General features: G+C 66.5%; 27 protein-coding genes and 1 tRNA gene. 14 read left to right on the top strand and 14 right to left on the bottom strand.

All coding sequences use genetic code 11. The annotated features are described in order from the left end of the window. Positions 1 to 70 precede the first annotated feature (70 nt). Positions 71 to 325: a hypothetical protein gene (locus tag BZG35_RS13195; RefSeq protein ID WP_077356128.1), complete on the bottom strand. Its 255-nt coding sequence runs from the start codon at positions 323 to 325 to the stop codon at positions 71 to 73. A 125-nt stretch (positions 326 to 450) separates the two neighbouring features. Next, complete coding sequence (locus BZG35_RS13190; protein ID WP_077356126.1) at positions 451 to 1,527, bottom strand: CaiB/BaiF CoA-transferase family protein; 1,077 nt, start codon at positions 1,525 to 1,527, stop codon at positions 451 to 453. A gap of 113 nt (positions 1,528 to 1,640) precedes the next feature. On the opposite strand from BZG35_RS13190, the gene BZG35_RS13185 reads away from it, so the two are divergent. Continuing rightward, positions 1,641 to 1,717: transfer RNA gene (locus BZG35_RS13185), tRNA-Lys, on the top strand. A 240-nt stretch (positions 1,718 to 1,957) separates the two neighbouring features. Further along, entirely contained in the window at positions 1,958 to 2,641 is a 684-nt protein-coding gene (locus tag BZG35_RS13180) for an FkbM family methyltransferase (protein WP_077356125.1), read from the top strand. Positions 2,642 to 2,656: 15 nt separating this feature from the next. Here BZG35_RS13180 and BZG35_RS13175 read toward each other — a convergent pair whose 3' ends face one another. The 3 genes from BZG35_RS13175 to BZG35_RS13165 form a co-directional block, all read right to left on the bottom strand. Then, a complete protein-coding gene (locus tag BZG35_RS13175; protein WP_077356123.1) occupies positions 2,657 to 3,229 on the bottom strand; it encodes a hypothetical protein in 573 nt (190 codons plus the stop codon). After that, positions 3,229 to 3,882 (bottom strand): SGNH/GDSL hydrolase family protein, encoded by a 654-nt coding sequence (locus BZG35_RS13170; protein WP_077356121.1) that lies wholly within the window; start codon positions 3,880 to 3,882, stop codon positions 3,229 to 3,231. The genes BZG35_RS13175 and BZG35_RS13170 overlap by 1 nt, the downstream gene beginning before the upstream one ends. 209 nt (positions 3,883 to 4,091) lie before the next feature. Then, complete coding sequence (locus BZG35_RS13165; protein ID WP_077356119.1) at positions 4,092 to 4,544, bottom strand: hypothetical protein; 453 nt, start codon at positions 4,542 to 4,544, stop codon at positions 4,092 to 4,094. A 107-nt stretch (positions 4,545 to 4,651) separates the two neighbouring features. On the opposite strand from BZG35_RS13165, the gene BZG35_RS13160 reads away from it, so the two are divergent. The 3 genes from BZG35_RS13160 to BZG35_RS13150 all read left to right on the top strand — a co-directional run bounded on the left by BZG35_RS13160 (position 4,652) and on the right by BZG35_RS13150 (position 8,138). Continuing rightward, complete coding sequence (locus BZG35_RS13160; RefSeq protein ID WP_077356117.1) at positions 4,652 to 5,560, top strand: LysR family transcriptional regulator; 909 nt, start codon at positions 4,652 to 4,654, stop codon at positions 5,558 to 5,560. A gap of 209 nt (positions 5,561 to 5,769) precedes the next feature. Beyond that, a complete protein-coding gene (locus tag BZG35_RS13155) occupies positions 5,770 to 6,747 on the top strand; it encodes an MBL fold metallo-hydrolase (RefSeq protein ID WP_253189170.1) in 978 nt (325 codons plus the stop codon). Between the two features lie 17 nt (positions 6,748 to 6,764). Next, positions 6,765 to 8,138, top strand: a complete 1,374-nt coding sequence (locus BZG35_RS13150; protein WP_150126036.1) for a M20/M25/M40 family metallo-hydrolase — start codon at positions 6,765 to 6,767, stop codon at positions 8,136 to 8,138. Here the strand turns inward: BZG35_RS13150 and BZG35_RS13145 are convergent. After that, positions 8,119 to 9,120 (bottom strand): LysR family transcriptional regulator, encoded by a 1,002-nt coding sequence (locus BZG35_RS13145; protein ID WP_253189169.1) that lies wholly within the window; start codon positions 9,118 to 9,120, stop codon positions 8,119 to 8,121. The two genes, BZG35_RS13150 and BZG35_RS13145, sit on opposite strands and share 20 nt — an antisense overlap. A 180-nt stretch (positions 9,121 to 9,300) precedes the next feature. On the opposite strand from BZG35_RS13145, the gene BZG35_RS13140 reads away from it, so the two are divergent. From BZG35_RS13140 to BZG35_RS13110, 7 genes are read left to right on the top strand one after another with little or no spacing between them, the layout of a single operon-like run. Then, positions 9,301 to 10,686, top strand: a complete 1,386-nt coding sequence (locus BZG35_RS13140) for an acyclic terpene utilization AtuA family protein (protein WP_077356111.1) — start codon at positions 9,301 to 9,303, stop codon at positions 10,684 to 10,686. Continuing rightward, positions 10,686 to 11,009 (top strand): DUF4387 domain-containing protein, encoded by a 324-nt coding sequence (locus tag BZG35_RS13135; RefSeq protein ID WP_077356109.1) that lies wholly within the window; start codon positions 10,686 to 10,688, stop codon positions 11,007 to 11,009. Before BZG35_RS13140 ends, BZG35_RS13135 begins: the two co-directional genes overlap by 1 nt. After that, positions 11,006 to 11,413, top strand: coding sequence for a thioesterase family protein (locus BZG35_RS13130; protein ID WP_077356107.1), 408 nt, complete (start codon positions 11,006 to 11,008; stop codon positions 11,411 to 11,413). Before BZG35_RS13135 ends, BZG35_RS13130 begins: the two co-directional genes overlap by 4 nt. 13 nt (positions 11,414 to 11,426) lie before the next feature. Beyond that, positions 11,427 to 12,440, top strand: coding sequence for a phosphoglycerate dehydrogenase (locus BZG35_RS13125; RefSeq protein WP_077356105.1), 1,014 nt, complete (start codon positions 11,427 to 11,429; stop codon positions 12,438 to 12,440). Then, the gene (locus tag BZG35_RS13120; RefSeq protein WP_077356103.1) at positions 12,437 to 13,744 is read left to right on the top strand and encodes a glycerate kinase; all 1,308 of its coding nucleotides are present in this window, start codon (positions 12,437 to 12,439) and stop codon (positions 13,742 to 13,744) included. The genes BZG35_RS13125 and BZG35_RS13120 overlap by 4 nt, the downstream gene beginning before the upstream one ends. Beyond that, positions 13,741 to 14,850 (top strand): tartrate dehydrogenase, encoded by a 1,110-nt coding sequence (locus BZG35_RS13115; RefSeq protein ID WP_077356102.1) that lies wholly within the window; start codon positions 13,741 to 13,743, stop codon positions 14,848 to 14,850. Before BZG35_RS13120 ends, BZG35_RS13115 begins: the two co-directional genes overlap by 4 nt. After that, the gene (locus tag BZG35_RS13110; protein WP_077356100.1) at positions 14,850 to 15,635 is read left to right on the top strand and encodes a class II aldolase/adducin family protein; all 786 of its coding nucleotides are present in this window, start codon (positions 14,850 to 14,852) and stop codon (positions 15,633 to 15,635) included. Before BZG35_RS13115 ends, BZG35_RS13110 begins: the two co-directional genes overlap by 1 nt. Before the next feature lie 40 nt (positions 15,636 to 15,675). Here BZG35_RS13110 and BZG35_RS13105 read toward each other — a convergent pair whose 3' ends face one another. The 6 genes from BZG35_RS13105 to BZG35_RS13080 form a co-directional block, all read right to left on the bottom strand. Next, the gene (locus BZG35_RS13105) at positions 15,676 to 16,818 is read right to left on the bottom strand and encodes an AMP-binding protein (protein ID WP_150126035.1); all 1,143 of its coding nucleotides are present in this window, start codon (positions 16,816 to 16,818) and stop codon (positions 15,676 to 15,678) included. After that, positions 16,815 to 17,474, bottom strand: coding sequence for an AMP-binding protein (locus BZG35_RS13100; protein WP_077358128.1), 660 nt, complete (start codon positions 17,472 to 17,474; stop codon positions 16,815 to 16,817). The genes BZG35_RS13105 and BZG35_RS13100 overlap by 4 nt, the downstream gene beginning before the upstream one ends. Further along, a complete protein-coding gene (locus BZG35_RS13095; protein ID WP_077356096.1) occupies positions 17,471 to 18,604 on the bottom strand; it encodes an AbrB family transcriptional regulator in 1,134 nt (377 codons plus the stop codon). Before BZG35_RS13095 ends, BZG35_RS13100 begins: the two co-directional genes overlap by 4 nt. 9 nt (positions 18,605 to 18,613) lie before the next feature. Continuing rightward, positions 18,614 to 19,963 (bottom strand): CitMHS family transporter, encoded by a 1,350-nt coding sequence (locus tag BZG35_RS13090; protein WP_077356094.1) that lies wholly within the window; start codon positions 19,961 to 19,963, stop codon positions 18,614 to 18,616. Between the two features lie 94 nt (positions 19,964 to 20,057). Then, positions 20,058 to 22,166 carry a TonB-dependent receptor gene (locus tag BZG35_RS13085; RefSeq protein WP_253189168.1) on the bottom strand — a complete coding sequence of 703 codons (2,109 nt, stop codon included), beginning with the start codon at positions 22,164 to 22,166 and terminating at the stop codon, positions 20,058 to 20,060. A 186-nt stretch (positions 22,167 to 22,352) separates the two neighbouring features. Continuing rightward, complete coding sequence (locus tag BZG35_RS13080; protein WP_077356090.1) at positions 22,353 to 23,114, bottom strand: GntR family transcriptional regulator; 762 nt, start codon at positions 23,112 to 23,114, stop codon at positions 22,353 to 22,355. A 90-nt stretch (positions 23,115 to 23,204) separates the two neighbouring features. Between BZG35_RS13080 and BZG35_RS17995 the strand changes: the two genes are divergently transcribed. After that, the gene (locus BZG35_RS17995; protein WP_171981957.1) at positions 23,205 to 23,378 is read left to right on the top strand and encodes a hypothetical protein; all 174 of its coding nucleotides are present in this window, start codon (positions 23,205 to 23,207) and stop codon (positions 23,376 to 23,378) included. Between the two features lie 192 nt (positions 23,379 to 23,570). Here the strand turns inward: BZG35_RS17995 and BZG35_RS13075 are convergent, their stop codons facing one another. Both BZG35_RS13075 and BZG35_RS13070 read right to left on the bottom strand, forming a co-directional pair. Continuing rightward, on the bottom strand, positions 23,571 to 24,254 hold the full coding sequence (locus BZG35_RS13075; protein ID WP_077356088.1) for an isoprenylcysteine carboxylmethyltransferase family protein: 684 nt from the start codon (positions 24,252 to 24,254) through the stop codon (positions 23,571 to 23,573). A 48-nt stretch (positions 24,255 to 24,302) separates the two neighbouring features. Next, positions 24,303 to 25,151, bottom strand: coding sequence for a DUF3313 family protein (locus BZG35_RS13070; RefSeq protein WP_077356086.1), 849 nt, complete (start codon positions 25,149 to 25,151; stop codon positions 24,303 to 24,305). Positions 25,152 to 25,341: 190 nt separating this feature from the next. On the opposite strand from BZG35_RS13070, the gene BZG35_RS13065 reads away from it, so the two are divergent. Next, entirely contained in the window at positions 25,342 to 25,875 is a 534-nt protein-coding gene (locus tag BZG35_RS13065; protein ID WP_077356084.1) for an RNA polymerase sigma factor, read from the top strand. Positions 25,876 to 25,934 lie beyond the last annotated feature (59 nt).

Below are 25,934 nucleotides of genomic sequence, written 5' to 3'. Positions count from 1 at the left end.
CATCGACGCGCGCGGCGGTCGTGCAGCCGCGGCCCATGCCGTTGAATCAAGACGAGGATGGGGCAGCCGATCAATAGAACAGGGTTTCGCTTTCGGGCTGCACCGACTGCTCCGACGTCGGTTCTTCGGGCGGAGGCGGCACGGTCGTCGCGGTCTCATCCGGGGCGGCGGCGTCCACGACGGGCGCGGTCTGGTCGGTGGCGGCGGGCGCCACCGGGGCTTCCGTCTCGGCGGGGACGGTCTCGGCCTCTTCGCGATACGGCTCGTCGCACCCGGTCAGGGCCAGGGCGAGGCCGGCGGCGGCCAGGATCAGGATCGTTCTCATGGAGGGCCCCCGGGGTTCGGCGTCGAAACGCGCTGTGTTCAGAGCGGTTCCATAACGCGCCGACGCCGCGGGGTCACGCGCTTCAACCCCATACGGTGCGGCGGCGGTGGCGGACCGGGCGCCGTCTAGCGGTGGCCCCAGCGGCCCAGCATCTCCGCCAGGGAGGCGGTGGGGGCGGCCTCCGGCGCGACGACGGCACCGTCGAATCGCGGGGCGGGCGAGGGCTGGGGCGGCTGGCCCGCGATCGTCCGCCGGGCGGTGTTGTGCGGGTGCGCCGCCGCCTCGGCGAAGCTGAGCACCGGGGTGACGCAGGCCTCGGTGCCGGCGAAATGCGCGGCCCAGGCGTCGCGGGTGCGGGTCGCGAACAGGGCCTCGAACCGGGCGTGCAGGGCCGGCCATTCGCTGGCCGGAAACTGGGGCGCCTCGTCCGCCCCGATCGCCAGCCCGGCCAGCAGGGCGGCATAGAAACGCGGTTCCAGCGCCCCCACGGCGACGAAGCCGCCGTCCGCGCAGGCGTAGCAGCGATAGAAGGGGGCCCCGCCGTCCAGCAGGTTCGCGCCCCGCTCCGCCGACCACAATCCGCCGGCCGCCAGGGCGAAGAACAGGCTGGAGAGCAGGGCCGTGCCGTCGGTCATGGCGGCGTCCACCACCCGGCCCCGGCCGGTGCCCCGCGCCTCGATCACCCCCGCCAGCACGCCGACCACCAGCAGCATGGCCCCGCCGCCATAGTCGCCGACCAGGTTCAGCGGCGGGCGCGGCGGCCGGTCCGGCTCCCCCATCGCCAGCAGTGCGCCGCTCAGGGCGATGTAGTTCAGGTCGTGCCCGACCGTCGGCGCCAGCGGCCCGGTCTGGCCCCAGCCGGTGACCCGGCCGTAGACCAGCCGCGGGTTGCGCGCGGCGCAGACCTCGGGCCCCAGGCCCAGCCGTTCCATCACCCCCGGGCGAAACCCCTCGATCAGGGCGTCGGCCCCGGCGATCAGGTCCAGCACAGGGCCGCGATCGCTGTCGGCCTTCAGGTCCACCGGCACGGCGGCCCGGCCTCGGTGCAGCACCGCGCCGCCGACGTCGCCGAACGCGCCCGCGCCGTCGGACCGCGTCAGCCGCACGACCTCGGCCCCCAGATCGGCCAGCATCATGCCCGCGAAAGTGACGGGCCCCAGACCGTCGAATTCGAGGACACGCACGCCGGAAAGGGGTTTCATAAGTCCTGCCTAGAGCGAATGCCGCCTTCGGTCGAGCATCCGCCCTTGACCCGCGCGGCCCGATGCACCAGAAGGCGCAACCGCGAAACGGCCAGCCCGTTTCGCTGCGGTGCGCGTCCTTAGCTCAGTTGGTTAGAGCATCTGACTTTTAATCAGAGGGTCCTCGGTTCGAGCCCGAGAGGACGTACCACTTTTTCCCCGCCACCACTGGCTTTTCCCGGCAGTTCCGCGGAACCGATCAGGAACATTGGTGACTTTCCCGAAGTCACCATGGTGACTTTGCGCGTGGGCGGTTGATGATGTTCCTTCTCTGTTCCTGCAGCGTCGCGGCTGTCGCGGTCAGACCAGTCTCGCGCAACCGCACGTCATCTGGCTCGACAACCCGATACAGTCGTGGTGAGCTTGTCCCATATTTTACAGGGCTGAAATCATGCGAACGCCAACCAAGAAGTACGCGTTAAAACACCTGCAGCAGCGGGGTATCCCCGTCGGAACTGTGCTCGATGTCGGCGTGCTACACGGGACGCCCGAACTGGTCGACGCCTTCCCTGGCCATCACCACGTTCTGTTCGAGCCCGTCCGCGAGTTTTACCCGTTCATCGCGCGAGCGTACGAGTATGTGGAGCACACCCTCGTTGAGGTCGCCGTTTCGGACACGACTGGAACAGTGACCTTGAGCCTCGCCACCGTCATCGACGGTATGGACGTATCTCACGCACGCGTCGCCGAAGCTGGCAAAGAAGGACAGCGGGAAGTCGCCGCAACCACGCTGGACGACTATCTTGCAGGCAACACCACGCTCGCCAAGCCTTACCTATTAAAGGTCGATGTCGACGGCCACGAACTCAGCATCTTAAAGGGAGCGCGGCAATCGCTCGCGGATTGCTCGGTTATCATCGTCGAGGTGCAGCTCGATAACCTCAAAGCTCGAACTGACTTCCTGATCGCGAACGGCTTCCAGATCTACGACGTGGTCGACCTCTGCTACTACGGCGGCCAGTTGGCTCAGTTCGACGTGGTCTTCGTCAACGTCGAGGCCGCCAAGGCTGCGAAGGCTAACCTCTATGAGGACGGGCCGTTCGACTATTCGAAATGGGTGACCTACGAGGGGTAGCAGCCTCGTGTGATGTCAGGGTGTGGGGGTGACGATCAGGTTTTGGACGCGGGTGCGTAGGGTCTCGGGTGCCGGGGCGCGATAGATCCCGTTCTTCCAGTGCCCCGTCAGACCCGGCCAGCCCAGCGGACCGGCAAAGGTGACGATCTCGACGTTGTCACGCAACACCCGCAGGTGGCCCTTCTCGCCGGGATCGATGACCAGTTTGAGCCAGGCCCAGCGGTCGCGATCGAATGCCCCGTCATAGTGGCGGGTGTAAGCGCGCCGATTGCGCGACACCACGCGCAATCTGTCACCGGCCAGTTCTAGGGCGACAGTCGGTTCGCCCTGTTGCTGATATTGTCCAAGCACGACGAACTTGGACGTGTTCGGCCCCGCCTCGACAAGCTGGTCGAACTCAACGGTGAAGGCCGACAGCTTCTCGACAGTGCAGACCTCCGACCGCTCGTTCGAGGGCATGGTTGGCCAGACGTCGCCCGGCCTGACATCGAACCGCAGCTCTCCGTCGACCTGACGCAGCGCGCGAGGGTTGCCGCCGTTGTGCGCCCAGAAGGCACGGCCGTTGATGTCGAGTGTAGGGTTGGTCATCAGTTGAACAGCGCGGAACGGCCCGGGCAGGTCTCGCCGATGAGGCGATAGGCCCGGCCGGTGGGGTGGACGTCGGGATCGCCAGCGTCGCTGCAGAAGCCATGAGCCCACTTCTCCTCGTTGAGCGGGTGCTGAACGACGTTGCGGGCATCCAGAACCCCCGTGATCGTCGGCCCCGGCGTCTTGCCCGCAGACGCCACGATCAGCCCAGCACGGATCAGGCCGTTCAGGGTCGTGGCGATGGTTCCGGGCGTCCCCACCGTCTGGTCGCTGCCGTCCGCCAAAACCGTCGCGCCCGTCACGACGGGCAGCATGGTCATCTGATAGAAAGGCAGGGTCGGGAACAGGTTGCGGATGCGGATAAGCTCGGTCGCCGTGGACGCGGCGGCGGCGCTGCTGAGGCAATCGTTGACGCCGAAGTTCGATTTTACCCGGCTGGCGTACTGGGCAAGCGCAATGGTTCGGGGGCGGTTGGCCGCCGTGAACTGCGTCGCCAGAGTCGACGATCGGCCTGCATTGATCCCGCCAAAGCGACCGCGCGTCAGCCGCGCCAGAACGCCGAAATGGCCGCCGATGTCTCGCTGATCCGTGCCCGAGCCCTGCGCGATGCTGTCGCCGATGTCGAGATCGGAATGCTGATAGATCGTGTCCACGGTGCCGAGATAGCCGTGCCCAACCGCGCCCGGCGTGGCCGATCCGACCGTCAGATACGATGTGTCGAGTATTCGATCACGCCTCTAGGTCGTTCCTTGCAGACCCCGTGTCTGGCGTTCGCGCACTGGGTCGCCGAGCACTCCCTAGCCGTGTCGGAGGCCCAGGCGGAGTTCGACAGGCTGAAGCAGTCTGGGTGAAGCGACGGAGCTCACGATGATTGTGTAGAGCGGTCTGAGGTCCACGCACGCCATCCCTTGGCGAGGACGTATGCGATCAGCGTGACCACGACGAGCAGAAAGTCGTTCAACACGATGTTCAGGATCGTCTCGGCGGCCGACGCCCCCGCGTCTGCGTCGACGCCGATGTACTGGATCAGAAACGTGGCCGTCGCAGCCTTGTGGAAGAGGATCAATTCCCACACCCCCTTCATGCGTCTGGGAAACAGACCGACGAGCGTGAAGAGCCCCGCGAAGACGGCGTAGCCGAACATGCGCCAGGCCTCGACGGCCACGGCGGCCGGGGGAACCGAGCCGAAAGTCAGAGCCGCCTCGACACAGACGGCGACGCTTCCCGCCGCTAGGAGCAGCATCAGTACCATCGCGATGCGGTCGCGAAGCAGCGTGGCAGGCTTGGGCGGGATCGAGCGATCAAGAGCGGTCATCGTGTTTGGTCCTTTCGAGAAGCGGTCGTCTATCGCCGCACCGAAAGGATCGCAGATCGGTTACTGTAAGAAATTGGCAGCCTGCCTACAGCAGCTGGAGAAATCCTATGAGCAACGCCGTGTCCTGGGACGATCAACGCATCTTCCTAGCCGTATTGGAGGAAGGCAGCCTGTCCGGAGCCGGTCGTCGGCTGGGCCTTTCGCACCCGACCGTCCGCAGCCGACTGGAGGGCCTCGAGGCCGCGCTGGGAACATCGCTGTTCACAAGATCGGCCCGCGGCCTGACGCCGACCGATCTCGCCGAGTCGCTCCGTGAGCCGGCAAGGGCTATGGCGCTGTCGTCCGATGTCTTCATTCGCCAGGCCTCGGCACCGATCGGCGAGATCGCCGGAACCGTGCGGGTTAGCGTTTCCGACTTCATGGGCGTCGAGATGTTGCCGGGCATGCTGAGTGACGTGCGCGCGCTCCATCCCGATATCCAGATCGAGCTGTCGCTCGCCAACACGCCGGCGGATGTGCTGGGACAGGAGGTCGACATCGCGGTTCGCAGCTTCTTTCCCAAACAGGAGGCCTTAATCGCTCGAAAGGTGGCCGCCGTTGAAACCGGACTATTCGCGTCGCCGGCTTATCTGGAGGCGCGCGGCGTGCCCGCGACACTGGAAGACCTAGCGCAGCATGATCTGATCGGACCGGATCGTAGCCTCGCGGATCTGGCGATCGCTGACAGCCTGGGTCCCATGTTCGCGCGGTCGCGGTTCGCCATCCGAACCGATAGCCATCCCGCGCAACTGGCCTTGGCACGCGCCGGCGCCGGCATCGCAGTGTCCCAGGTTCCGCTGAGCGCTGCCGACCCACGGGTCGCGCGGGTGCTGCCGGACCTTGTGGTGGGGATGCTGGAGACCTGGATCGTCACTCACGAAAATCTGGCCCGCGTGCCGCGGGTACGCGCCGTCTTCGACGGTCTGGTGCGAGGCTTCGTGTCGATGGAGCCGAAAGCCGCGTCCCTACCCAGGTAGAGACCCTGAGAGCCGCTTGCCAGACGAGGGTAAGCCCCGTTGTTCTCTGGGCTCTTGTCCCTGGCCACCTTCCAAAATCACCGCGCATCGACCGCGGCCGTCCGCCGAGGCACCATCAACGACATCGATACCTGCCATGAATCCCAGAACGCTCCGCACACAAGGCTCCGGGCGCTAGATGAGGAGCCTTGAACGATCAGGAGCCTATCGTGCCCAAACCCCGTCTCGCCTTGGCGATCGCCGCTCTGCTGTTTGCATCGGTACCCCCGTCCTTCGCCCAGCCCGGCGAAAGCAGCCCCAGCATCGCCTTACAGGGCGCGGACTTCTACCGCTTTCAGATCGGGCACATAACGGTCACGGCGCTGTCTGATGGTACTGTTCCGCAGGATCTGCACCAACTGCTGACCGCGACGACGCCCACCCGAACCGATGGGCTTCTGGCCGCGGGCTTTCTCCGCAACCCGGTCGAGGCCTCGATCAACGCGTTCCTCATCGCGCTGCCGGATCGCCTTGTGCTGGTCGATACCGGTTCGGGAGAGCTGTTCGGCCCCGGGAACGGAGGCAAGCTCATCGATAGCCTGGCCGCAGCGGGTTACAGGCCGGATCAAATCACCGACGTGCTGATCACCCACGTGCACACCGATCACTCAGGCGGGCTTGTGGCCGATGGCCGTCGCGTCTTCGAGAATGCCACCGTCCATGTCGGCCAGCCGGACGTCGACTTCTTCCTCGATGCCGAAAACGCCGAGAGGGGCCAATACGATCGGCGCTATTTCGATGAAGCCGTCAAGACGCTGAAGCCCTATGTCGATGCCGATCGCGTTGAAGGTTTCGACGCCTCCAGCGAAGTCGTGCCCGGTATCACCGGCACCCTACACCCCGGTCACACCCCCGGCAGCGCGTTCTACACCCTGGTCAGCGACGGCGAACGCCTGGTCTTCGTCGGCGACATCATTCACGTCGCTGCCGTGCAGTTCCCCGAGCCCAGTGTAACCATCGTCTACGACGTCGATCCATCGGCTGCCGCCGAGACGCGGACGGAAGCCTTTTCCGAGTTTGCCGATGGGCGGGTCCTGATCGCGGCTCCGCATCTGTCATTTCCGGGCGTCGGACATGTCCGTCGCGATGGCGCGGGATTTCGGTGGGTTCCGATCGACTACGGCAACAGAGCCGGCGCGAGTCGATGAGGGGGCCGCGATGTCTCATGGGGATCGCTGCGTTCGCCTGCGTGGCAGGCGCGCAAGCTCCCCCCGCCGCTGATAACGCGGCGCGGGCGGCGGAGACTTGCGCGACAGGAGAGGCGACCGGCGCCTTTCCGCTGCTCCAGACGCTCGTCAGGCGGTTCGGCGCGCGTCCCACCGGCTCTCAAACGGAGCGCGATGCGGCTGAATGGATCGCCGGTCATCTCACGGCCCTCGGGTTCGAACAGGTGGCGATCGAGCCGTTCCCGATCCGGCTCTGGTCGCCCGGCCGATCGAGCGTGACAATGGCGGACCCCGAGCGCCGCACTTTGGTCGCGGTACCCCTTGGGGGGCTCGTCTCGGGGCCGGTCGTTGAAGCGCCGGTCGCGGCATTCGCGACCTACGACGCCTTTTTGCGCGCCCCGGAAGACGCGGTCCGCGACCGGATCGTCGCGATCCTCGAGCCGCTGCCACGAACGGTCGACGGCAGTGCTTATGTGCGCATGGTGACCATCCGTAATGCGGGGCCCGGCGAGGCGATGAAGCGGGGGGCGGTCGGCTTCGTCCTGCGATCATTGGCGACACATGATCTTGCCATGGCCAGCTCCGGGGGAACCGCTGTTCTGGATCGTCCCTTCTCCGCCTTCGCAGTGTCCCCGCCTGACAGCGAGCGTCTCGCGGAGCTTGCCGCGCGCGGACCGGTCATCCTGCGGCTCGAATCTTCGGCGGGCTGGACGGGGTGGGGGGCTTCGCAGAACGTCGTCGCGACCCTGCCGGGCCGAGACTCCGATGCTCCGGCCATTCTGATCGGCGCTCATCTGGATAGCTGGGAGCAGGGGACGGGGGCCATCGACGACGGCTTCGGGCTGGCCACGGTGATCGCCGCCGCTGAACAGGTCGCGCGTTCGGGGCCGCGGCCGCTCCGCTCGATCCGCCTCGTTCTCTTCGGGGCCGAGGAAGTGACCCAGCCGAGCCCCGTGAAAAACTTCGCGGGCGCGCGCGCCTATGTCGCGCAACACAGGCATGAACTGGGGACCATTGCCATGGCCAGCGAGAGCGACTGGGGCGGCGGTCGTGTGGTTCGGATGCTTTATCCGGCGTCTGCCAGCGACGCCGGCCTTCACGCGCGCCTCACGTACGCGCTCGCGCCGCTCGGCGTCGAGGTGGCGGTTGAGGCGCAACCGCCCGCTGGCCCCGATGTTGGAATCCTCAACCAGGCCGGCGTGCCGCTATTCCGGCTCGATCAGGACGCCGCCGATCTGTTCGACACCCATCACAATTCGGACGACACGCTGGAGCGGGTGGACCGCGCGGCGCTCAAGCAGAATGTCGCGGCCTGGACCGCTGCCCTACGCGTGCTGGCCGACGCCGATCCGGTCAGCGCCCCGTCGCGCTAGCCGCGGCGAAGACCCGCTCGCGCAGCCAACGATGCGCGAGATCTTCCTGTACGCGCGGATGCCAGTAGGCCGTCAGCTCGGCGGTTCCCAGGTTAAGCGGCGGCGCGAACAGATCCAGTCCAGCCTCAAAGCGTCGCAGGAAACGGCCGGGCAGGGTGCACAGATAGTCGGTGGCGCCGACGATGATGGGAGCCAGGCCATAGTTCTGGATCGACATGGCCACGCGGCGCTCGCGACCGATCGCGGCAAGCGCGGCGTCCACCTGACCGAAGAACCCGCCGCCATCGGCCGACACCAGCAGATGGTCGGCCGCGCAGAACGTGTCCAGGTCGATCTCGCCCGAGCCCCTCGGATGGCCCTTCCGCTGCGCGGTGAGGAAGGCATCCTGGAACAGGGAGCGGCTCATCCAGGCGTCTCGTTCCAGCGCGCGATTGCTTATGCAGAGGTCGATGGTCCCGTGTTCCATACTGGCGGCGATCGCCTCGGGACTTGGCGCCACGAAGACTAGGCGGACCGAGGGCGCCGAGGCGGCGATGCTGGGCACGAGGTCCGCGGCGAGCATGACGGCGGGGATTTCATGCAGCGCCACGACGAAGTTGCGCCGGGAGGTGGCCGGATCGAACTCTACCGCCGGTCGCGTCATCCGGGCGAGCAGGCCGAGCGCCTGGGCCAGATCCGGCTGAAGCGCCAGGGCACGTGGCGTGGCGATCATGCCTCGACCGTCCGGCGAGGGTACGAACAGACGGTCTTCAAAGATCCGTCGCAAACGCGTCAGTCGGGCGGACAGCGCAGACTGGTTGATCCCAAGTCGCCGCGCCGCATGGGTCACATTCCGATCTATCAGCAGGGCGTCCAGCGTATAGAGCAGGCTGGCGTCGAGACGCGGAATGGGATCACGGGCAGGAGCGGTGTGGCTTGTCATCGACGGTCGAAATGGGGATCCGGCTCTGTCGCGGCAACGTGAGCCGGTGCGATCGGGCACCCCGAGCGTCGCGACACGGCTTGTCTCCCTCACGAGCTATTTGGGTCGCGGTAGAGCCACCAACCACGCCCGACGCCAAGGCGCATTCTGCATCCAATTTGTTGACTGATTGCATTCAACCGATCTAAGCAAGGGGTCAGACGTCGCTCGAAAGCGGCGCGTGTGGTGCGAGGATCCAGGATGTCAGCCGGCCCGATCAAAATCATTGTACCTACGGGTTCGCTCGGCGCCGGCGCGCTTGAGGAGGAGGTCCGTTATGGCGTCGCCAGAGGTGCCCACGCCATCGCCACCGATGCAGGCTCCACCGACAGCGGCGCGGCGTATCTGGCGCTCGGGATTTCCAAGAACAACAAGGGGTCGGTCAAGCGCGACCTGAAGATCCTTATGAGAGCCGGCGCCGAGGCGGGCATTCCCGTCATCGTCGGCACCTGCGGCCAGGCCGGCGGCGACAAGAACCTGGACTGGACGCGCGACATCGCCGTCGAGGTGGCGGCAGAACTCGGCATCTCGCCGCGCATAGCCCTGCTTTATTCAGAGCAGGACAAGACGACCCTCAAGGTGCTGAACGCCGGCGGCAAGATCACGCCGCTGGCCCCCCTCGGCCCGCTGGACGACGCCACGATCGATGCCTGCGATCACATCGTCGCCGCCATGGGGCCTGAGCCCTACATGGCCGCCCTGCAAGGCGGGGCAGACATCATCCTGGGCGGGCGCACGACCGATACGGCGGTCCTGGCCTGTTTCGCCCTGTTGCACGGCGCGCCCGTGGGACCATCCTGGCATGCCGGCAAGGTCGCTGAATGCGGGGCCCAGTGCACCGTCTACCGCGATCGTGGATCCGGTGTGTTGATCTCAATCGGCCAGGACGGCTTCGAGGTCGAGCCGCTGACGCAGAACAACCGCTGCGACCCCGAAAGCGTCTCGGCCCACATGCTGTACGAGAACAGCGACCCGTTCCGACTGACCGAGCCCGGCGGCGTGCTGGACGTCACTGACGCGGTCTATACGCCGATCGACGACCGCACGGTCAAGGTGACTGGTTCGGTCTGGGAGCCCAAGCCCTATACGATGAAGCTGGAAGGGGCCGCCGCCAGCCGGTTCCAGACCGTCATGCTGATCGGCATCCAGGACCCGGAGGTCCTGGCGCGCGTGGACGAGTTCCACGACAGGATGCTGGGCGCTCTCTATCACCGCGTCCACAGCACCATCGGCGAGGCGGCGGGCGACTTCCATATCTCGCTTCGCATGTATGGCTGGAACGCGGTCTCGGGCGACAAGCCGCCGGAAGACACGCCGGCGCCGCGCGAGATCGGCGTTCTGTTCGTGGCCACGGCCGACAGCCAGGAGATGGCTTCGCAGATCGCCAAGGCCTGCAACCCCTATTTCTTCCACTTCCCGCTTTCGATGGACAAGGAGCTGCCGAGCTACGGCTTCGCCTTCACACCAGCTGATATCGACCGGGGTCCCGTCTATGAGTTCAAGCTGAACCACGTTGTCCACGTCGACGATCCGATGGAACTGGTCCGCACCGAATGGATCGACCTTCGCAAGGTGGAGGCCGCCTGATGCCGACCGTCAAGGATGTCTGCCACCACGTGCGCTCCAAGAACGCCGGACCCTACTGGGTCACTTTTGACCTCTTCTTCAAGGACGCGGAACAGTTCGCGCGTCACGCCGACAGCCCGGCTCTAGGGCCGCAGTTGATCGAGCGGTTGTTCGGAGCCGATCCGGCCCTGGTCAAGCGGTTCGCGGTGCCCAGCCTGCATGTGGTCAAAATCTCCTACGCCCGGTCCTCACCCCAGGGCGGGATGGTCGAGCGCGACATGCATTGCGGTCAGCAGTTCGTCCGGCTCCTGGATGTCGAGCTGGACGCTTCGGTCACCGCATGATCCCGGTGGCTGGGCTGAGCGGTGACTATGAGATCGGTGTCCGGCCCGCCGACATCGATCACATGGGTCATGTGAACAACGCCGTCTACTTGACCTGGGTCCAGGACGCGGTCGTCAGGCACTGGGAACGGTTCGCCGACGCCGACGCGGTGGCCCGCCATCTTTGGGTCGCGCTGAAGCATGAGATCACCTACCGCCGTCCGGCCTTTCTCGAAGACGGCATCACCGCCTCGGTGACGCTGGAGGCGGCGGCTGGTTCCCGCGCCCGGTTCCGCACCCTGATCCTGCGAGGCGAGGAGTTGATCGCCGAGGTCATCTCCGTCTGGTGCGCCCTGGACGCGGCCAGTCGCCGACCGATCCGCCTGCCGCCCGCGACCGTCGCCCGCTTCGCCGGCACCGCCTGAGCCAGGAGATCCAATGTCCGCCCCTAACCGCCGTGTCGTCGTCACCCAGCGCTTCTTCGACGCCGCGACCATCGCCTGGCTGGAAGAGAACGGTTGCGAGGTGATCGTCGCCGATCTGCCTCCGGGCAGGGCTGACGGCGATTTGAGCCCGTCCGAGCTGGAATCCCTGCTGGCCGGGGCGGCCGGCTGGATCGTCGGTCACGCCCGCGTCACGCGCGACCTGCTGACGGCGCTTCCGGATCTGCGCGTCATCTCGCGGCGCGGCGTGGGTTATGAGCGGGTCGATACGGTCGCCGTTCGCGATCTGGGCCGCGTCGCCTGTATCGCGGTGGGCGGCAACGATGCCTCGGTGGCCGACCATACGATCGCGATGATGCTCGCGCTGGGACGCCGCTTCCGGGAAAGCCAGGACAGGATGCTGGCCGGGGACTGGTCGATCCTGATGGGGACGGACCTCTTTCGAAAAACGGTGGGGATCATCGGCCTGGGCCGGATCGGCCGCAGTCTGGTCCAGCGGCTCCAGGGGTTCGAGGCCAGAATTCTTGTCCTGGACCGGATGGCGGACCGCGACTACGCGGACGCCCATCACCTGACCTGTCTCACCCTTCCCGAACTGCTGGGCCAGTCCGACTATGTCAGCCTCCACGCTCCCTTGACGCCGGAGACCCGGTTCCTCATCGACGCGGATGCCCTGGGCCGAATGAAGCCGACGTCCTTCCTGATCAACGCGGCGCGGGGCGGGCTGGTCGACGACATGGCCCTCCTTGAGGCGCTGCGTTCCGGAACCATCGCGGGGGCGGGTCTGGACACCTTCGTCAGCGAAAGCGATCCAGGCTATCGACCGACCTCCGACGCCCTTCTGGCGCTGCCCAATGTGGTCGCCACACCCCACGCCGCGGCCTCGTCGCGCGAGGGCCTGGACCGGACGAACCGGGTCGCAGCGATGTCTGTCGTCGATGTTCTGGACGGGCGAACGCCGCCGGCCGCCTGTGTGATCGCCGACGGGCGGGTTCGGACCCCGGCATGACCGAGGCGCGGCTCCGGACGTCCGGGAACCCGGAGACCGTCCTGCGGCAGCTGTTCGACGCCGCCGTCGCGTCTGCTCTGCCCGCCAGCTGCGTGGCAGCTCACCTTCCGGACATACCGCGCGGCCGGACCGTGATCGTCGGCGCCGGCAAGGCCGCAGCGGCAATGGCCCGGGCGGTCGAGGATGTCTGGTCAGGGCCTGTGTCGGGCCTTGTCATCGTTCCCTACGGACACGGCGTTTCGTGCCGCCATGTCCAGGTGGTCGAAGCGTCCCATCCGGTCCTTGACGAAGCCGGGCTCAAAGCCACCGAAACATTGATCGGCCATCTCGAGGGCCTGGCCGCCGACGACCTGGTGCTGTGCCTGCTATCGGGCGGAGCCTCGGCCCTGCTCGCGGCTCCGGTGCAGGGCGTGACGCTCGCGGACAAACAGGCTGTGACGCGAGCGCTGCTTCGCAGCGGGGCGACGATCGCGGAGATCAACTGCGTACGGAAGCACCTGTCGGCCGTGAAAGGCGGCCGCCTCGCCCGGCTCGCGGCTCCGGCCCGGGTCGTGACTCTCGCCCTCTCCGACGTGCCCGACGACGATCCCTCGACGATCGGTTCCGGTCCGACCGTGCCCGATCCGACGACCCGGGAGGCCGCCCTGACGATCCTGGAGCGCGATGTCCCGGAAATTCCTGACGTGATCCGGGACCATCTTCTGGATCCGGCGTCGGAAACCCCCAAGCCCGATCCGGACCATCCCCCGGACGTCCGCATCATCGCCACGCCGGCAAAGGCCATCGCCGCAGCGGCTGACCTGGCCCGCATCCTGGGCTATGAACCGCTTGTCCTCGGCAGCGATCTGGAGGGCGAGGCCGCCGTCGTCGCGCAGGACCACGCCGTCCTCGTTCGCGCCATCCTGGCGGGTGACGGCCTGATCTCTCCGCCCTGCGCCCTGCTGTCCGGCGGCGAGACGACGGTCAAGGTTCGGGGGTCAGGCCGGGGCGGTCGCAACGGCGAGTTCCTGCTGGCTCTCGCCATCGCCCTGGACGGGGCGCCCGGCGTGCACGCCCTGGCCGCCGATACGGACGGGATCGACGGATCGGACGACAATGCGGGCGCGGTCATCGGACCAGACGTTCTGGACGCCGCGGCCCGCCTGGGCATGTCGGCATTCGAACGGCTGGCAGACAACGACGCCTACGGCTTTTTCACGCGTGTCGGCGGCCTGATCGTGACCGGACCCACGCGCACCAACGTCAATGATTTCCGGGCTATCCTGATCGACCGGCCCGACGTCTCAAGTCAGGACCCCGCATGACCCAGGAACGCCATTACCGCATCGCCGTCATCCCCGGCGACGGCATCGGCAAGGAGGTCGTGCCGGAGGGGCTGCGCGCCCTGGAGGTTGTTGCGGCCGTGTACGGCTTCACCCTCGCCTTCGACCATTTCGATTTCGCCTGCTGTGACTACTACCTTGTCCACGGCCAGATGATGCCGGACGACTGGAAGGCCCGGATCGGCGGCCACGACGCCATCTTCTTTGGCGCGGTCGGCTGGCCCGAGACGGTACCGGACCACATCAGCCTATGGGGCTCGCTGATCCAGTTCCGGCGCGAATTCGACCAGTACGTGAACCTGCGGCCGGTCAAGCTGATGCCCGGCGTGCCGAGCCCGCTCGCCGGCCGCGAACCCGGCAACATCGATTTCTATGTCGTGCGCGAGAATACCGAAGGCGAATACTCCTCCATCGGCGGCCGGATGTTTCCCGGCACCGACCGCGAGATCGTCATGCAAGAAACGGTGATGACCCGCACCGGCGTGGACCGGATCCTGAGATACGCTTTCGACCTAGCCCGGCGGCGCGACAAGAAACACCTGACCTCGGCGACCAAGTCGAACGGCATCTCGATCACCATGCCGTATTGGGACGAGAGGGTTGAGGCGATGGCGGCCGCCTATCCCGAGGTGCGCTGGGATAAATACCACATCGATATTCTGACGGCCCATTTCGTCCAGCACCCGGACTGGTTCGATGTGGTCGTCGCATCGAACCTGTTCGGCGACATCCTGTCCGATCTCGGTCCCGCCTGCACCGGCACGATCGGCATCGCACCTGCGGGCAACATCAATCCCGAACGAACCTTTCCCTCGCTGTTCGAACCCGTGCACGGCTCGGCGCCCGACATCGCCGGCCAGGGCGTCGCCAATCCCGTCGGTCAGATCTGGTCCGCCGCCCTGATGCTCGACCACCTCGGCGAACACGAGGCGTCGGCCGCCATCGTCGCGGCGATCGAACGGGTGCTGGCGCAGCAATCTCTTCGCACACGCGATCTCGGCGGCCCTCTAGGCACCCGGGCCTGCGGCGAGGCCATCGCGGCCGCCCTGCTGGCGGCCGCTCCCCAGAATTCTCAAGGAGATCGATGATGACCATGACCATGTCCGCTGAAACAAAAACGGCCGCGCCGGGCGGCGTGTTGCCGGAGGAGTGGGCGTTGCGGGTGGACCTCGCGGCGGCCTACCGACTGGTCGCCCTCCATGGCTGGGACGACCTGATTTTCACGCATCTGTCGGCCCGCGTGCCCGGGCCCGAGCACTATTTCCTGATCAACGACTACACCCTGATGTTCGAGGAGATCACCGCCTCCAACCTGGTCAAGATCGACCTCGACGGGAACAAGGTCGGAGACGCTCCCGGCGCCGTGAACCGCGCGGGCTTCGTCATCCATTCCGCCATCCACGCCGCGCGCGAGGATGCCCAGGCGGTCATCCACCTGCACACCCCGCACGGTCAGGCCGTCTCCGCGATGAAGGAGGGGCTCCTGCCCCACACCCAGACGGCGATGATCGCCCATCATGACGTCGCCTATCATGACCATGAGGGCATCGCCGACGCCCTGGACGAGCGCGAGCGCATCGTCGCCGATCTGGGCGAGCGGAACGCCCTAATCCTCAGGAACCACGGCACATTGACGGTCGGATCCAGCGTTGCCGAGGCCTTCCTGCGCATGTATTTCCTGGAGCGCGCCTGCGAAGCCCAAGTGCTGATGCTGAGCGCCGGCCGTGGCGCTCTCAACGAGCCGCCCGCCGAGGCGGTGGAAACGGTCAAGGCCCAGGCGCGGTCGCCCCAGGCTAGAATGATCGCCGAACACGTCGCCTGGCCGGCCCTGCGGCGCAAGCTCGACCGGATCGACCCGAGCTACCGCGACTGACGCCGCCCGCAGACCCGCCGAACGTGGCGCGTCTGCGGGGTCAGGGCTCCGCGCCGCGCCCACCGTCTCTCGCGTCATCGATCCGGCGCAGCGACGGTTTGTGCACCTTGCCCACGGCCGTCAGCGGCATGACGTCGATCAGGTGCACGGCCTTGGGGCGGGCCGCCCGTTCATGAATTCGGCCTTCTGCATGTGCCGCCAGTTCGGCCGGCTCGGCGCTCGCTCCGGGTTTCAGCTGCACATAGACCACAGGCACTTCGCCGGCATGGGCGTCGGGTCGGCCGATGGCGGCGCACAGCTCGACCGCTGCATGACTGTAGAAGGCGTCTTCGATCATCGCCGGATCGATGTTGTGACCGCCGCGGATGATCACATCCTTTGAGCGTCCCTTTAGCCAGAGGAAGCCATCGGCGTCGACGAGACCAAGATCGCCCGTATCGAGCCAGCGTTCGCCCGCCAGTTCGATCCAGAGCCCCGCATCGTGGCGGACATCCGTATAGCCTTGGAAGATGTTGGGTCCGTTGAGCAGCACGGCGCCGATCTCATCGGCAGCGGCCGTTCGCTCGAAGCCGCCCCGCTCGTCCAGGATCGCGATCCTCACCGCCTGGAAGGGCAGCGGGATTCCGACCGATCCGATCTTCTGGACGCCGTCCAGGGCGTGGACCGAGGCGACGCAGGTGGCCTCGGTCAGGCCATAGCCCTCGAGCACCTTGACGCCGGTCGTCCGCTGGAACTGGTCCAGGAGCTCGGGCGACATCGGCGCCGCCCCACAGATTCCGAAGGCCAGACGGCTAAGGTCGTGTCCGGCGACCGGGCGCTGCAAAAGGGCCGAGAACAGTGTCGGCACGCCGCTGAAGGCGCTGACACGATGGTGGGCCGCGATCTCCCAGAACCGGTCGATCACACCCGCCCCGCGGAAGCCCTGAGGCGTGCCGATCAGGACATGGGTTCCCAAGAGGAAGGCCGAGAGGCCCGTCACCATGGCGCCGTTGACATGGAACAGCGGCAGTCCGGAAAAGAAGGTCGATCCGGCGCCGAGGCCCGAGACGATCATCCGCGACGCCATCCAGGCGTTCGCGACCTCATTGGCGTGGGTTCGTCGCGCTAGTTTGGGGGATCCCGTGGTGCCGCCCGTGCCGAAGATCGAGGCGATGTCCTGGGGCTGCGGGATGCGGCCGCTCACCAGTCGATCCGTCTTCGCGCGTCTGAGCGCGCGGCCGAAGTCGACGACCTTGAGGCCGGCGCGCACCGGGGCGGCCCTATGGCCCTTCCTGTACTGGATAACCTTCGCTGCCCAGCGCTTCGGCCCTCGCACGTACGGTGCGAGATCGACCAGCACGAGCGTCTCGACATTGGGGGCGCGTTGAGGGCGGCGACCACCTTGTCGTAGAGGTCTGCCCCGGGGAACGGTGCCAGGGTGACCACGGCCCTGGCCTGCGATCCCCGCAGGAGATCGGCGATGGCGTTGCCATCCATCAGAGGGTTGATCGGGAAGGCCACACCGGCTGCCTCTCCGCCCCAGAGACAGAGGTGGGTTTCGATCAGATTGGGCAGGACCAGGGCGACCACCTCAGTGGAGCCGACACCGAGGCCGTGGAACAGGTTGGCCGCGCCGGTCACCTTGGCCAACAGGTCACGATAGCTCAGGCTGTGGGGCCTGCGATGGCCGGAAGTCTCCAGAAAGAAGGACAACGCCGGCGCTTCGCCGAAGCGTTCTGCGGCGCTCTGCAGCAGGGCCCAGGTCGATCCGGGCAGATCGGTCGGCCAGCCGGCAGCCTCGAGGGCGTGGATATCGGACACGGACGCCAGCGGCGCCGGCTGAAGCAGGGGAGAGGTCATGGAGGACTGTCCGAAAGGGAGGAGTAAGGGGGAGACCCGTCGGGCGGGCTGGAGCGAAGCGGTTGGGCCGCGCGTCCGGCGAGCCAACACGCCAGCACCGGTCCCACCGCCAGGACCATCAGGAATCGCACCAGCTGCCCGCCGAGGATGAAAGGCAGATCGACGGGCGTCGAGGTGGCGATGATCAGGATGGTGTCGGTTCCGCCGGGGCTGGTCGCGAGCCAGGCCGACAGCAGGTCCACGCCGGTGATCGCGCTGACCGCTAGCGCGAGGAGGCCGCAGCAGACCAGCAGCGCCACGAGCGCCGCCAGGATTCGGGGCAGCATCCGGGCGCTGTAGAGGATCGCGGCCCGGGTGAAGCCCAGGCCGATGCTCCACCCGACCACGGCATAGGCCAGGGCGGTGATGAGGACCGGCAGTTCAAACCGCACCAGGCCCGAACCGTGCAGGGCCGATCCCAGCAGCATGGGGACGAGGAAGATCCCGGCAGGGATCCGCGAGACTTTTCCCACCCAGCCGGCGGCGGCGGTGAAGACCAGGGTCAAGGCGATGGCGCCCGGGCTTCCGAACGCCAGCCAGTCGGTCGGCGGGTGGCCGGGCACGGCGCCCTTCAGCTGGGCCAGGCCCATGGCGATCAGCGCGACCAGCAGGACGCGCAGATACTGGATCATTGCGACCAGGCGGCGATCCCCGCCGAAGGCCTCCGACATCAGGACCATGGCGGTCGAAGCCCCGGGTGCCAGGCCCCAGATCGCGGTGGTGCCGGGCAGCCAGCCCCGCGTCGTCAACGCCCATCCGAACCCCATGGTGAGGGCCAGGGTCGAGGCGGCCAGCCCCAGATAGACCGGCAGCTGACCCACGACGCCGGCGTAGAAACCGGGCGTGGCCGACAGGGCGATGACGCAGCCGACCAGGGCCTGCGCGCCACCGAACATCAGCGGAGCCGGCCGGATCGTCGCGCCCTTCAGACCGAAGGCGATACCCACGGCCATAGGCCCGAGCAGGAGGGCCGCGGGCGCGTGGATCGCCTGAAGCAGCAGAACCAGAAGGGCGGAACCCGCCACCAGGGCCGCCCATTGGCCCGGCGCGGCCAGCCTCATCGGGCCGCCGGCGACATCCTCGATCCGCACGGCCCTGGATCAGCCGACGCGGAACGGGAAGGCGCCAGACGCCAGGGCCGCGGCGATCAGCACCAGACAGGCCAGCACCGCCCATTTGAGCGAGAACCGCTGGGCGGCGCCGACATCGACCTTGAGCAGACCGCAGACCAGATAGATGGCGGCGATCAATGGGCTCATGGCGTGCACCGGGAGGGCGGTGAGGGAGGCGCGGGCGATCGCCTCGGGCGCGACGCCGTAGTGGGACGCGGTCTCGGCGATCACCGGCAGGATGCCGAAATAGAAGGCGTCGTTGGACATGAAGAAGGTCAGGGGCATGCTGACCAGGGCGGTGATGGGAGCGAAGTAGGGGCCCAGTTGCGGGGGAATGGCGGCGACCAGGGCCGTGGCCATGGCATCGACCATGCCCGTCCCCTGCAGTATGCCCGTGAACGCTCCGGCGGCGAATATCAGCAGGACGATGTTGACGACATTGTCGGCGTGGGCGGCGATGCGACGACGCTGTGACCTCAGGCTGGGGTAGTTGACGATCAGGGCGACGGCGAAGGCGCTCATCATCAGGACGGGCAGCGGCGCCAGGCCCAGCAGAAGTCCCGCCATCAGGGCCAGGGTGAGCGCCAGGTTGAAGAAGAAGAGCTTGGGGCGGCGGACGTCCGCATGGGGATCGGGATCGCCTTCGGCGGCGGCGACCTCGGTCTCTGGCGCCGGACCGAGCGGCAGGGGTTGCAGAGCCAGGACGCCCAGTCGTCGACGCTCGCCGAGGCCCAGCCGCCAGGCCACGAAGACGGCGAAACCGATGCCGGCCAACATGGTCGGCATCATCGGCAGGAACAGAAGCGCCGGATCGATGTTCAGGGCCGTTGCCGCGCGCGCGGTCGGTCCGCCCCACGGGATCAGATTGGTCGAGGCGGTGGCCAGACCAAGCAGGAGAGCCAGGATCAGGGGATTGAGGCCCAGGCGTCTATAGACCGGCAACATGGCCGAGATGGTCACCAGGGCGGTCGTCGCGCCGTCGCCGTCCAGAGAGACGATCGTGGCCAGCAGCGCCGTGCCGATGGTGACCCGCACGGGATCGTCCCCGACAGTCCTCAGCACGAACCGCACCAGGGGATCGAACAGCCCGGCATCGATCATGACGCCGAAGTAGAGCACCGCGAACGCCAGCATCAGGGCCGTCGGCGTCAGGGCCGTGACGCCTTCCAGCATCATCTCGCCCAACCCCGCCCCCGCCCCAGCCAGAAGGCCGAAGATCACCGGCACTAGGATCAGGGCGGTGATGGCCGACATCCGCTTGGTCATGATCAGGATCATGAAGGTCAGGATCATGCCCGCGCCGAGCACGGCCGGGGATTGCAGAGCGGCTAGGGTCACGAGGCGGCTTTCAAAAAGGCCGGCCTGCCGAGGCGTCGGCAGGCCGGTGATGGAACAACATGTTTCGTCCGGGGAGCGTCGGACGATCGGTCCGTCAGAGTGTCCAGTTCAGGGAAAGCCCATAGGTTCGGGGCGGGGCATAGGCCCCGAAATTGGCTCCCAGGAAGGCGCCCTGGAAGCTACGCGTGACTTCGTCGCTAAGGTTCTTGCCCCACAGCGACACGGACCAGCGGTCCGAGGCGTCCGTGTAGATCAGGCGAGCGTCATAAATATTTGTCGGCTCGCGACGCTCGGGCCCGGTGTTGGAGTTGTCTTCATAGATCAGACTTTCGTAGCGATAGTCCGCCGCAACGCGGATCGTGGCGCCGTTCGCCAAGGCCCAGTCATAGGAGGGTGACAGCACCAGCTTGTGCTCGGGCGCGCGCGCGATCCGGTTGCCGGCGTAGTTGGTCGTGTCATCGACGCGGTAGTCATCGAAGGTCGCGTCCGTATAGCCATAACCCGCGACGAGACGCGCGCCGTCAAAGGGCCGCCAGCTCAGATAGGTCTCATAGCCCTTGATCGTCGCGGCGCCGGCGTTGTCGGTCACCACCGCGCCGCTCGGAAGCGTCCGGCGCGTTTGCAGATCGGCATAGTCCAACAGGTAGACGGTGTTGTTCCAGGTCAATCGGCCCTCGAGCAAGACGCTCTTGTGGCCGATCTCGTACTGGGTGGCGTATTCCGGATCGAAGGGATCGGCGGCCTCGGCTGCGGTCGCGGGAATGTCCTGGAAGCCGCCGCTCTTGAAGCCTCGCGACACCATCGCATAGAGCAGGTGATCCTCGGACAGTTTGTAGTCGCCCCCGATGCGCCAGGTCAGGGCGTCGAACGACGCCGATGCCGTGACGTCGAACTCCTCTTCCGCCCGGAAGATCGTGTTCCCCGCGGTGTCCGAGACCCGATAGTCCTTTTCGTCATCGGAATAGCGCAGGCCGGCGATCAAGGAGAAACGCTCGCCGACCGGCACGGTGACATCGCCAAACACCGCATAGCTCGTCAGTTGGGCATCCTGGGTGAACACCTCGGTTCCCTCGCCTCCGATGTCGAGGATCAGCGTGTCGAGACGAAGGGTGTCCGCGCTGTAGTTGAACACGCCAGCGACCCATTGGACCGGGCTATCGGGCAGGGAAGACAGTCTGATTTCGTGGCTCGAGGTCTCGCTCTGCTCGTCATTGCCGCCCGAGATCTGGATGAAGTTGGTCGTCTCGTTGCCGCCGTCGAAGTCATAGGCGGTGCTGTAGTCGAGGTCGCGATACCCCCCGAGATAGGTCAGGGTCGCGAACGGCAGATCGACCTGGGCCTCGACGCGAGCGCCCCAGGTGTCCCGGTCCTGGAAGCCATCGGTCGAGCCGGCGAACTGCACACGATCGGGATTGGGCTCCCAGAACATCGACATCGGATCGCTTTCGTCCAGATCCAGGACCCGGTTCGCTGGACCGGCCGCCCGATCGCGGGTGGCGTCGACGGCGAGCGACAGGCGGACGGAATCCGACGGTTCGACGGCCAGCTGCAACCGGCCGCTACGGGTGTCCTGATCATCGACCTCGCCGCCGGTGAAACTGTTCTCGGTGTAGCCGTCATGGGTTCGCCAGCTGCCGCTGGCGCGGAATGCCGCCCGGCCGTCGGCGAAAGGGGCGTTCACGACGGCCGCCCCCTCCAACCGCCCGTAGTTGCCGATGGTGGCCTCGGTCGAGGCACCGAAGGCGTCCAAATCCGGCTTTTGGGTCACGATATTGATGGCCCCGCCGACGACATTCCGGCCATAGAGCGTGCCCTGAGGTCCCTTCAGGACCTCGATCCGTTCGACGTCGAAGGCGTCGAACGCGATCATCGCAGGGCGACCCAAGTAAATTTCGTCCAGGAACACCGCCGCGCTGGGGTCGCCGGCCGCGCCGCGATCGGTGGAGCCGATGCCGCGGATGGCGATGCGGGGTTGGGAGGCCGGGAAGGCGTCGAACTGCAGGCCCGGCGTGCGGGTGGCGACGTCGTCGATCTCCTTGATGCGAGCCTCCTCCAGTTCCTGGGCGTCGAAGGCGGTAACCGTGACAGGCACGTCTTGCAGATTTTGAGCCCGCCTCTGAGCCGTGACGATCACTTCATCGAGTCGAGCGACCTGCTCGTTCGGATTGGGCGTCGTCTGCGCCCAGGCCGATGCCGCAGTCATCAGCGCGGCCATCGCTACGACGGTTCTCAGCGCCCTTCGGCTGTTCGTATCCATTTCGCCCTCCCTGGGTCGTTTTTTTTCGCCGGTCAGACCGGTCAGCAGGGAAGTTATCCAGACTGGATGCGAGAGGTCAATCGATTGGATGCAATATGACTGGTTATTGGATACGAATTCTCGTCATCGTGGTTACCTGAGAGTCGCCATGGCGTGGACGCGCGCCTTCGTCGCCAGGACGTGAGCCGCCATCAGCCTTTCGGCAGCCGCCCCATCCTCCGATCTGATCGCTTCTACGATCGACTCATGGTCAGACTGCGACAGCCGTATGTGCTGCGGCGTCGTTGTCGGAATCTGACGCTGGCGTTGGGGTACATGAGCGGCGACGACGGGGGACGTGTGAATGACGTCTCCCATCACAGGACTTAGGATCGTCATCCGCATCGCATTGCGCAGCACCGGATTGCGCGCGGCGATATTGATCGCACGGTGGAAAACCCAGTTTAGTTCGTACCATTCGGCCTCGATCTCGACCGACCACGCGCCCCGATCGACGATCACCCGCCCCTTTGTCGCGCAGTCCTGCAGCAGTTCGAACTCGGACGCCGACCAGCCATGATCCACCGACAGACGCGCCGCCGTGCCTTCAAGGGCCGCGCGCACCTCGATGGAGGCGAGGATGTCGCCGATCGTCACCGAACGGACGGTATAGCCCCGGTTGACGCTGTACTGGACGACTCCCTCGGCCGACAGAACGGCCAGGGCGCTACGGATCGGCGTGCGCGAGACGTTCATTTCGGTCGCAAGCGCCTCGGCTCGAAGTCGTGCGCCTGGCGCGATCTGCCCGGTCAGGATGCGCTCGCGCAAAGAAGAGAGGACAGTATGCGTGGCGGGCTCGGTGCTGGGCGGATCGTTCAGGAATGCGGTCTGATCGGCGGAGGCAGCCTTGGGCATCTATGGAAACTCGGCAACGGATTCCTCCATCGTGGCGATTTGGGACCGCGGTGACAACCGCTCGAGCAAGATAGAAACTGCGGGCCGCAGGTGCGCTGCGTCGAGGATCCGATCGAAACTGTTGCGCTGCGCGGGACGACGCTGCCCGTCCAAGGTCAGACGGTCGACGACCTGGACATGGCCTCCGGTATCCCAAATCTCGGCGACGAGGTCGTTGCCGACGGCGTTGTTCCCAGCGGCTTTGTCCTCGCCGAATTCAAGTGATACGGACCAGCCCAGAGCTGCGTACTGTCGGGCGATATACGGACCGCAGGCGCAACTCGCGTTTCGGATCAGGACCCGACGCCTGCGGCCTTTATCCATTTGGACCTGCTCTTGATCGAAAATATAAACGCGACTTGACCATGGACACCGGGCAACCGAGGACACGAAAGCGCATGTCTTCGCCACGAGGGATCAGGGCCACCGCAGCAGCACCGGTAGCAAGCCGCCGCTTTGCAACGCGTCGATGCCCCCGAACAGCGGCCAAGCCAGGATAAAAGGCAGGCCGTCCGAAAGGGTCCTGAGGAACAGGGACGGGCGGACCGTAAGCTCCTCCGGAGTTCGCCACAGCGACGGGCGAGGCCATAGCAGGGGCGTCGCCCGTCGGTAGGCGTCGAACCGGCGCGGCATGGCGTAGTCCAGGAAACTCTCCTCACGGGCGATGAGAGGAAGGAAGATCGCCATCGCCGCCAACAGGAAAACCAGGCCGAGCAAAAGGCTGCCCGATTGCAGGCCGACGCCGAGCGATCCCATGAAACTGAAGCCGTATAGCGGGTTGCGGGAGATGGAATACGGCCCGGTGGTGACGAGTTCGGTCGCCTTGCGACCACCGATGTAAAGAGAACACCAGCCCCTCCCTACGATTGCGATTACGATCAGCACCAAGCCGATCGTTTCGATGGGGAGACGCGGCCAGCTGCCTTCACCCCAATGCGACCCCGTGAACAGGGCCAGGCCCAGCAAAACCGAAAGCCCCACGGCCACCGAACGACGACGACGATGTTGGAGGGCGCTGAGCGCCGCACGGCTGGAAACCCCTACGGGGCGCGGGTCCGCGGCCTGTTGTCGGGCAGTCGTCGATTTTAGATCCAGATGCATGCGGTCCCGTAGGTCTTGAAGATGGAAGGAGGGGCTGAGGCGCTCGGCTCAGGGTTGGGGTGCGCGCCGGCGCGCACCCTCGCCGGAGGCTTCCGGCGCATAGAGGTTGGTCGCCTGGCCAAAAATGAAACCGGCCGCGGTTCGTCCGAGGTTGCGACGCGGTCCGAATACGGCGCAGGGGTCGGGATTGGGGATGTCGTTGACCTTGCGCGCCTCGCTTGAGAAGGCGTCGCCGACCGCATCGCCCATTGGTTCGGCCATTTGAAGCGCGTCGCCGACACGGGACAGCGAAGCCGAGTCACGACCGACGTACTGGGCATTCCGCGCCCAGGCGATGGCGGCGATCTGACGACCGGTGCCGGCCTCCAGCAGTTCCGATTCGACCGCCAGGCCACCGGTGCTGGTCGGCGGGCGCAGGCTTACGACGGGGACGAAGTAACCCGCCGCTGCGCTCATCAGCGAGCCGATCCGGCCGGTCGGCTGAAGGCGTACGATTGCGGTTCGGATCGTCGCGGCGTCCTGGGAAGGCTCGGGCGTGACAGTGAAACGTTCGCTGACCTCGAAGCAGATTTGGCGATCCACCTCGGTCTGGACCATGGCGCGCTCGTTTTCGGACAGCCGGTCGCCGACTTGTGGCGCGAAGGCCGCGGGTTCGATATAGACAGCCCGCACCGCGTCCGAGGCCGCGTCGTCGCGTCGTCTTTGCAAAGCGACGACAGGGTTGCGACCCGCCCGGGCCATGCCGTCATAGCTGCTCAAATAGCCCGAGTTGGCTGCGGGCGTGGTTTGGCAGGCTCCGAGCGCGGACGCTGCCAAGATTGAGGCGATCGTCAACGATCGTCCGGCTTGCCCGGGGCGAAGAGCGCCATGAGCGCGGACTTGGGAAGGGTTGTGCATCGCTGAGGCCTCGACCTGACCGCGCCGAGATTGGCGCTCGGACAACGACGCCGCCGACGGCAGTACCTCCCAATCGATCCTCGATTTTTTTCTGCAGGCGGTGGAACAAGTTCTTGCTCCTTGTACGTCCGCGGCGGACAAGGCCGCGCGGCGTCGGATCGGCGCCCGTTCAACCGGGGACCTTCACGACGTGGCGGCGAGCGCGAAAGATGAGCTACTCGCGATCTATCTGGAACGCCGCCCGGCCCTCGTCCGTTCATTCGCCGCCCGGACCGGCTCGCAGGACCGAGCCGAAGACATCGTTCAGGACATCTATGTCCGGCTCCACGCCCTGTCCGACGCCAACGCCGCCGAGGTCCAGAACCCGATCGCCTTCCTCTATCGCATCGGAGGCAACTTGGTCTTGGACGCGGTCCGGCAGGGCAAGCGGATGACGGCGCGGGACCAGGCCTGGACGGAAACGTCCGGCGCCTCGCTGGACGGCGTCTCGATCGCCGACCAACCCTCGCCTGAAGAGGCCGCATGGGCGCGGCTCAAGCTCGACCAGGTGGCCCGCGCCCTGGAAGGCGTCCCTCCAAAGGCTCGGCAGGCCTTTCGACTGCATCGCCTGGACGGCCTGACCCATGGTCAGATCGCCGCCCGCCTGGGCGTGTCTACCAGTTCGGTCGAGAAGTATCTGAGCGCAGTGCTGGCCAGGCTGCTGGTCGAGGTGGGCTGGCCATGAGGACGAGATTTCGCCATTTTTACTTGTGGACGGCCCGCCTCGGCGGCGTCTCCTCATCT

This window comes from Brevundimonas sp. LM2, from assembly GCF_002002865.1.
GTDB lineage: Bacteria > Pseudomonadota > Alphaproteobacteria > Caulobacterales > Caulobacteraceae > Brevundimonas.
This window is presented reverse-complemented; position numbering and strand designations above follow the sequence as displayed.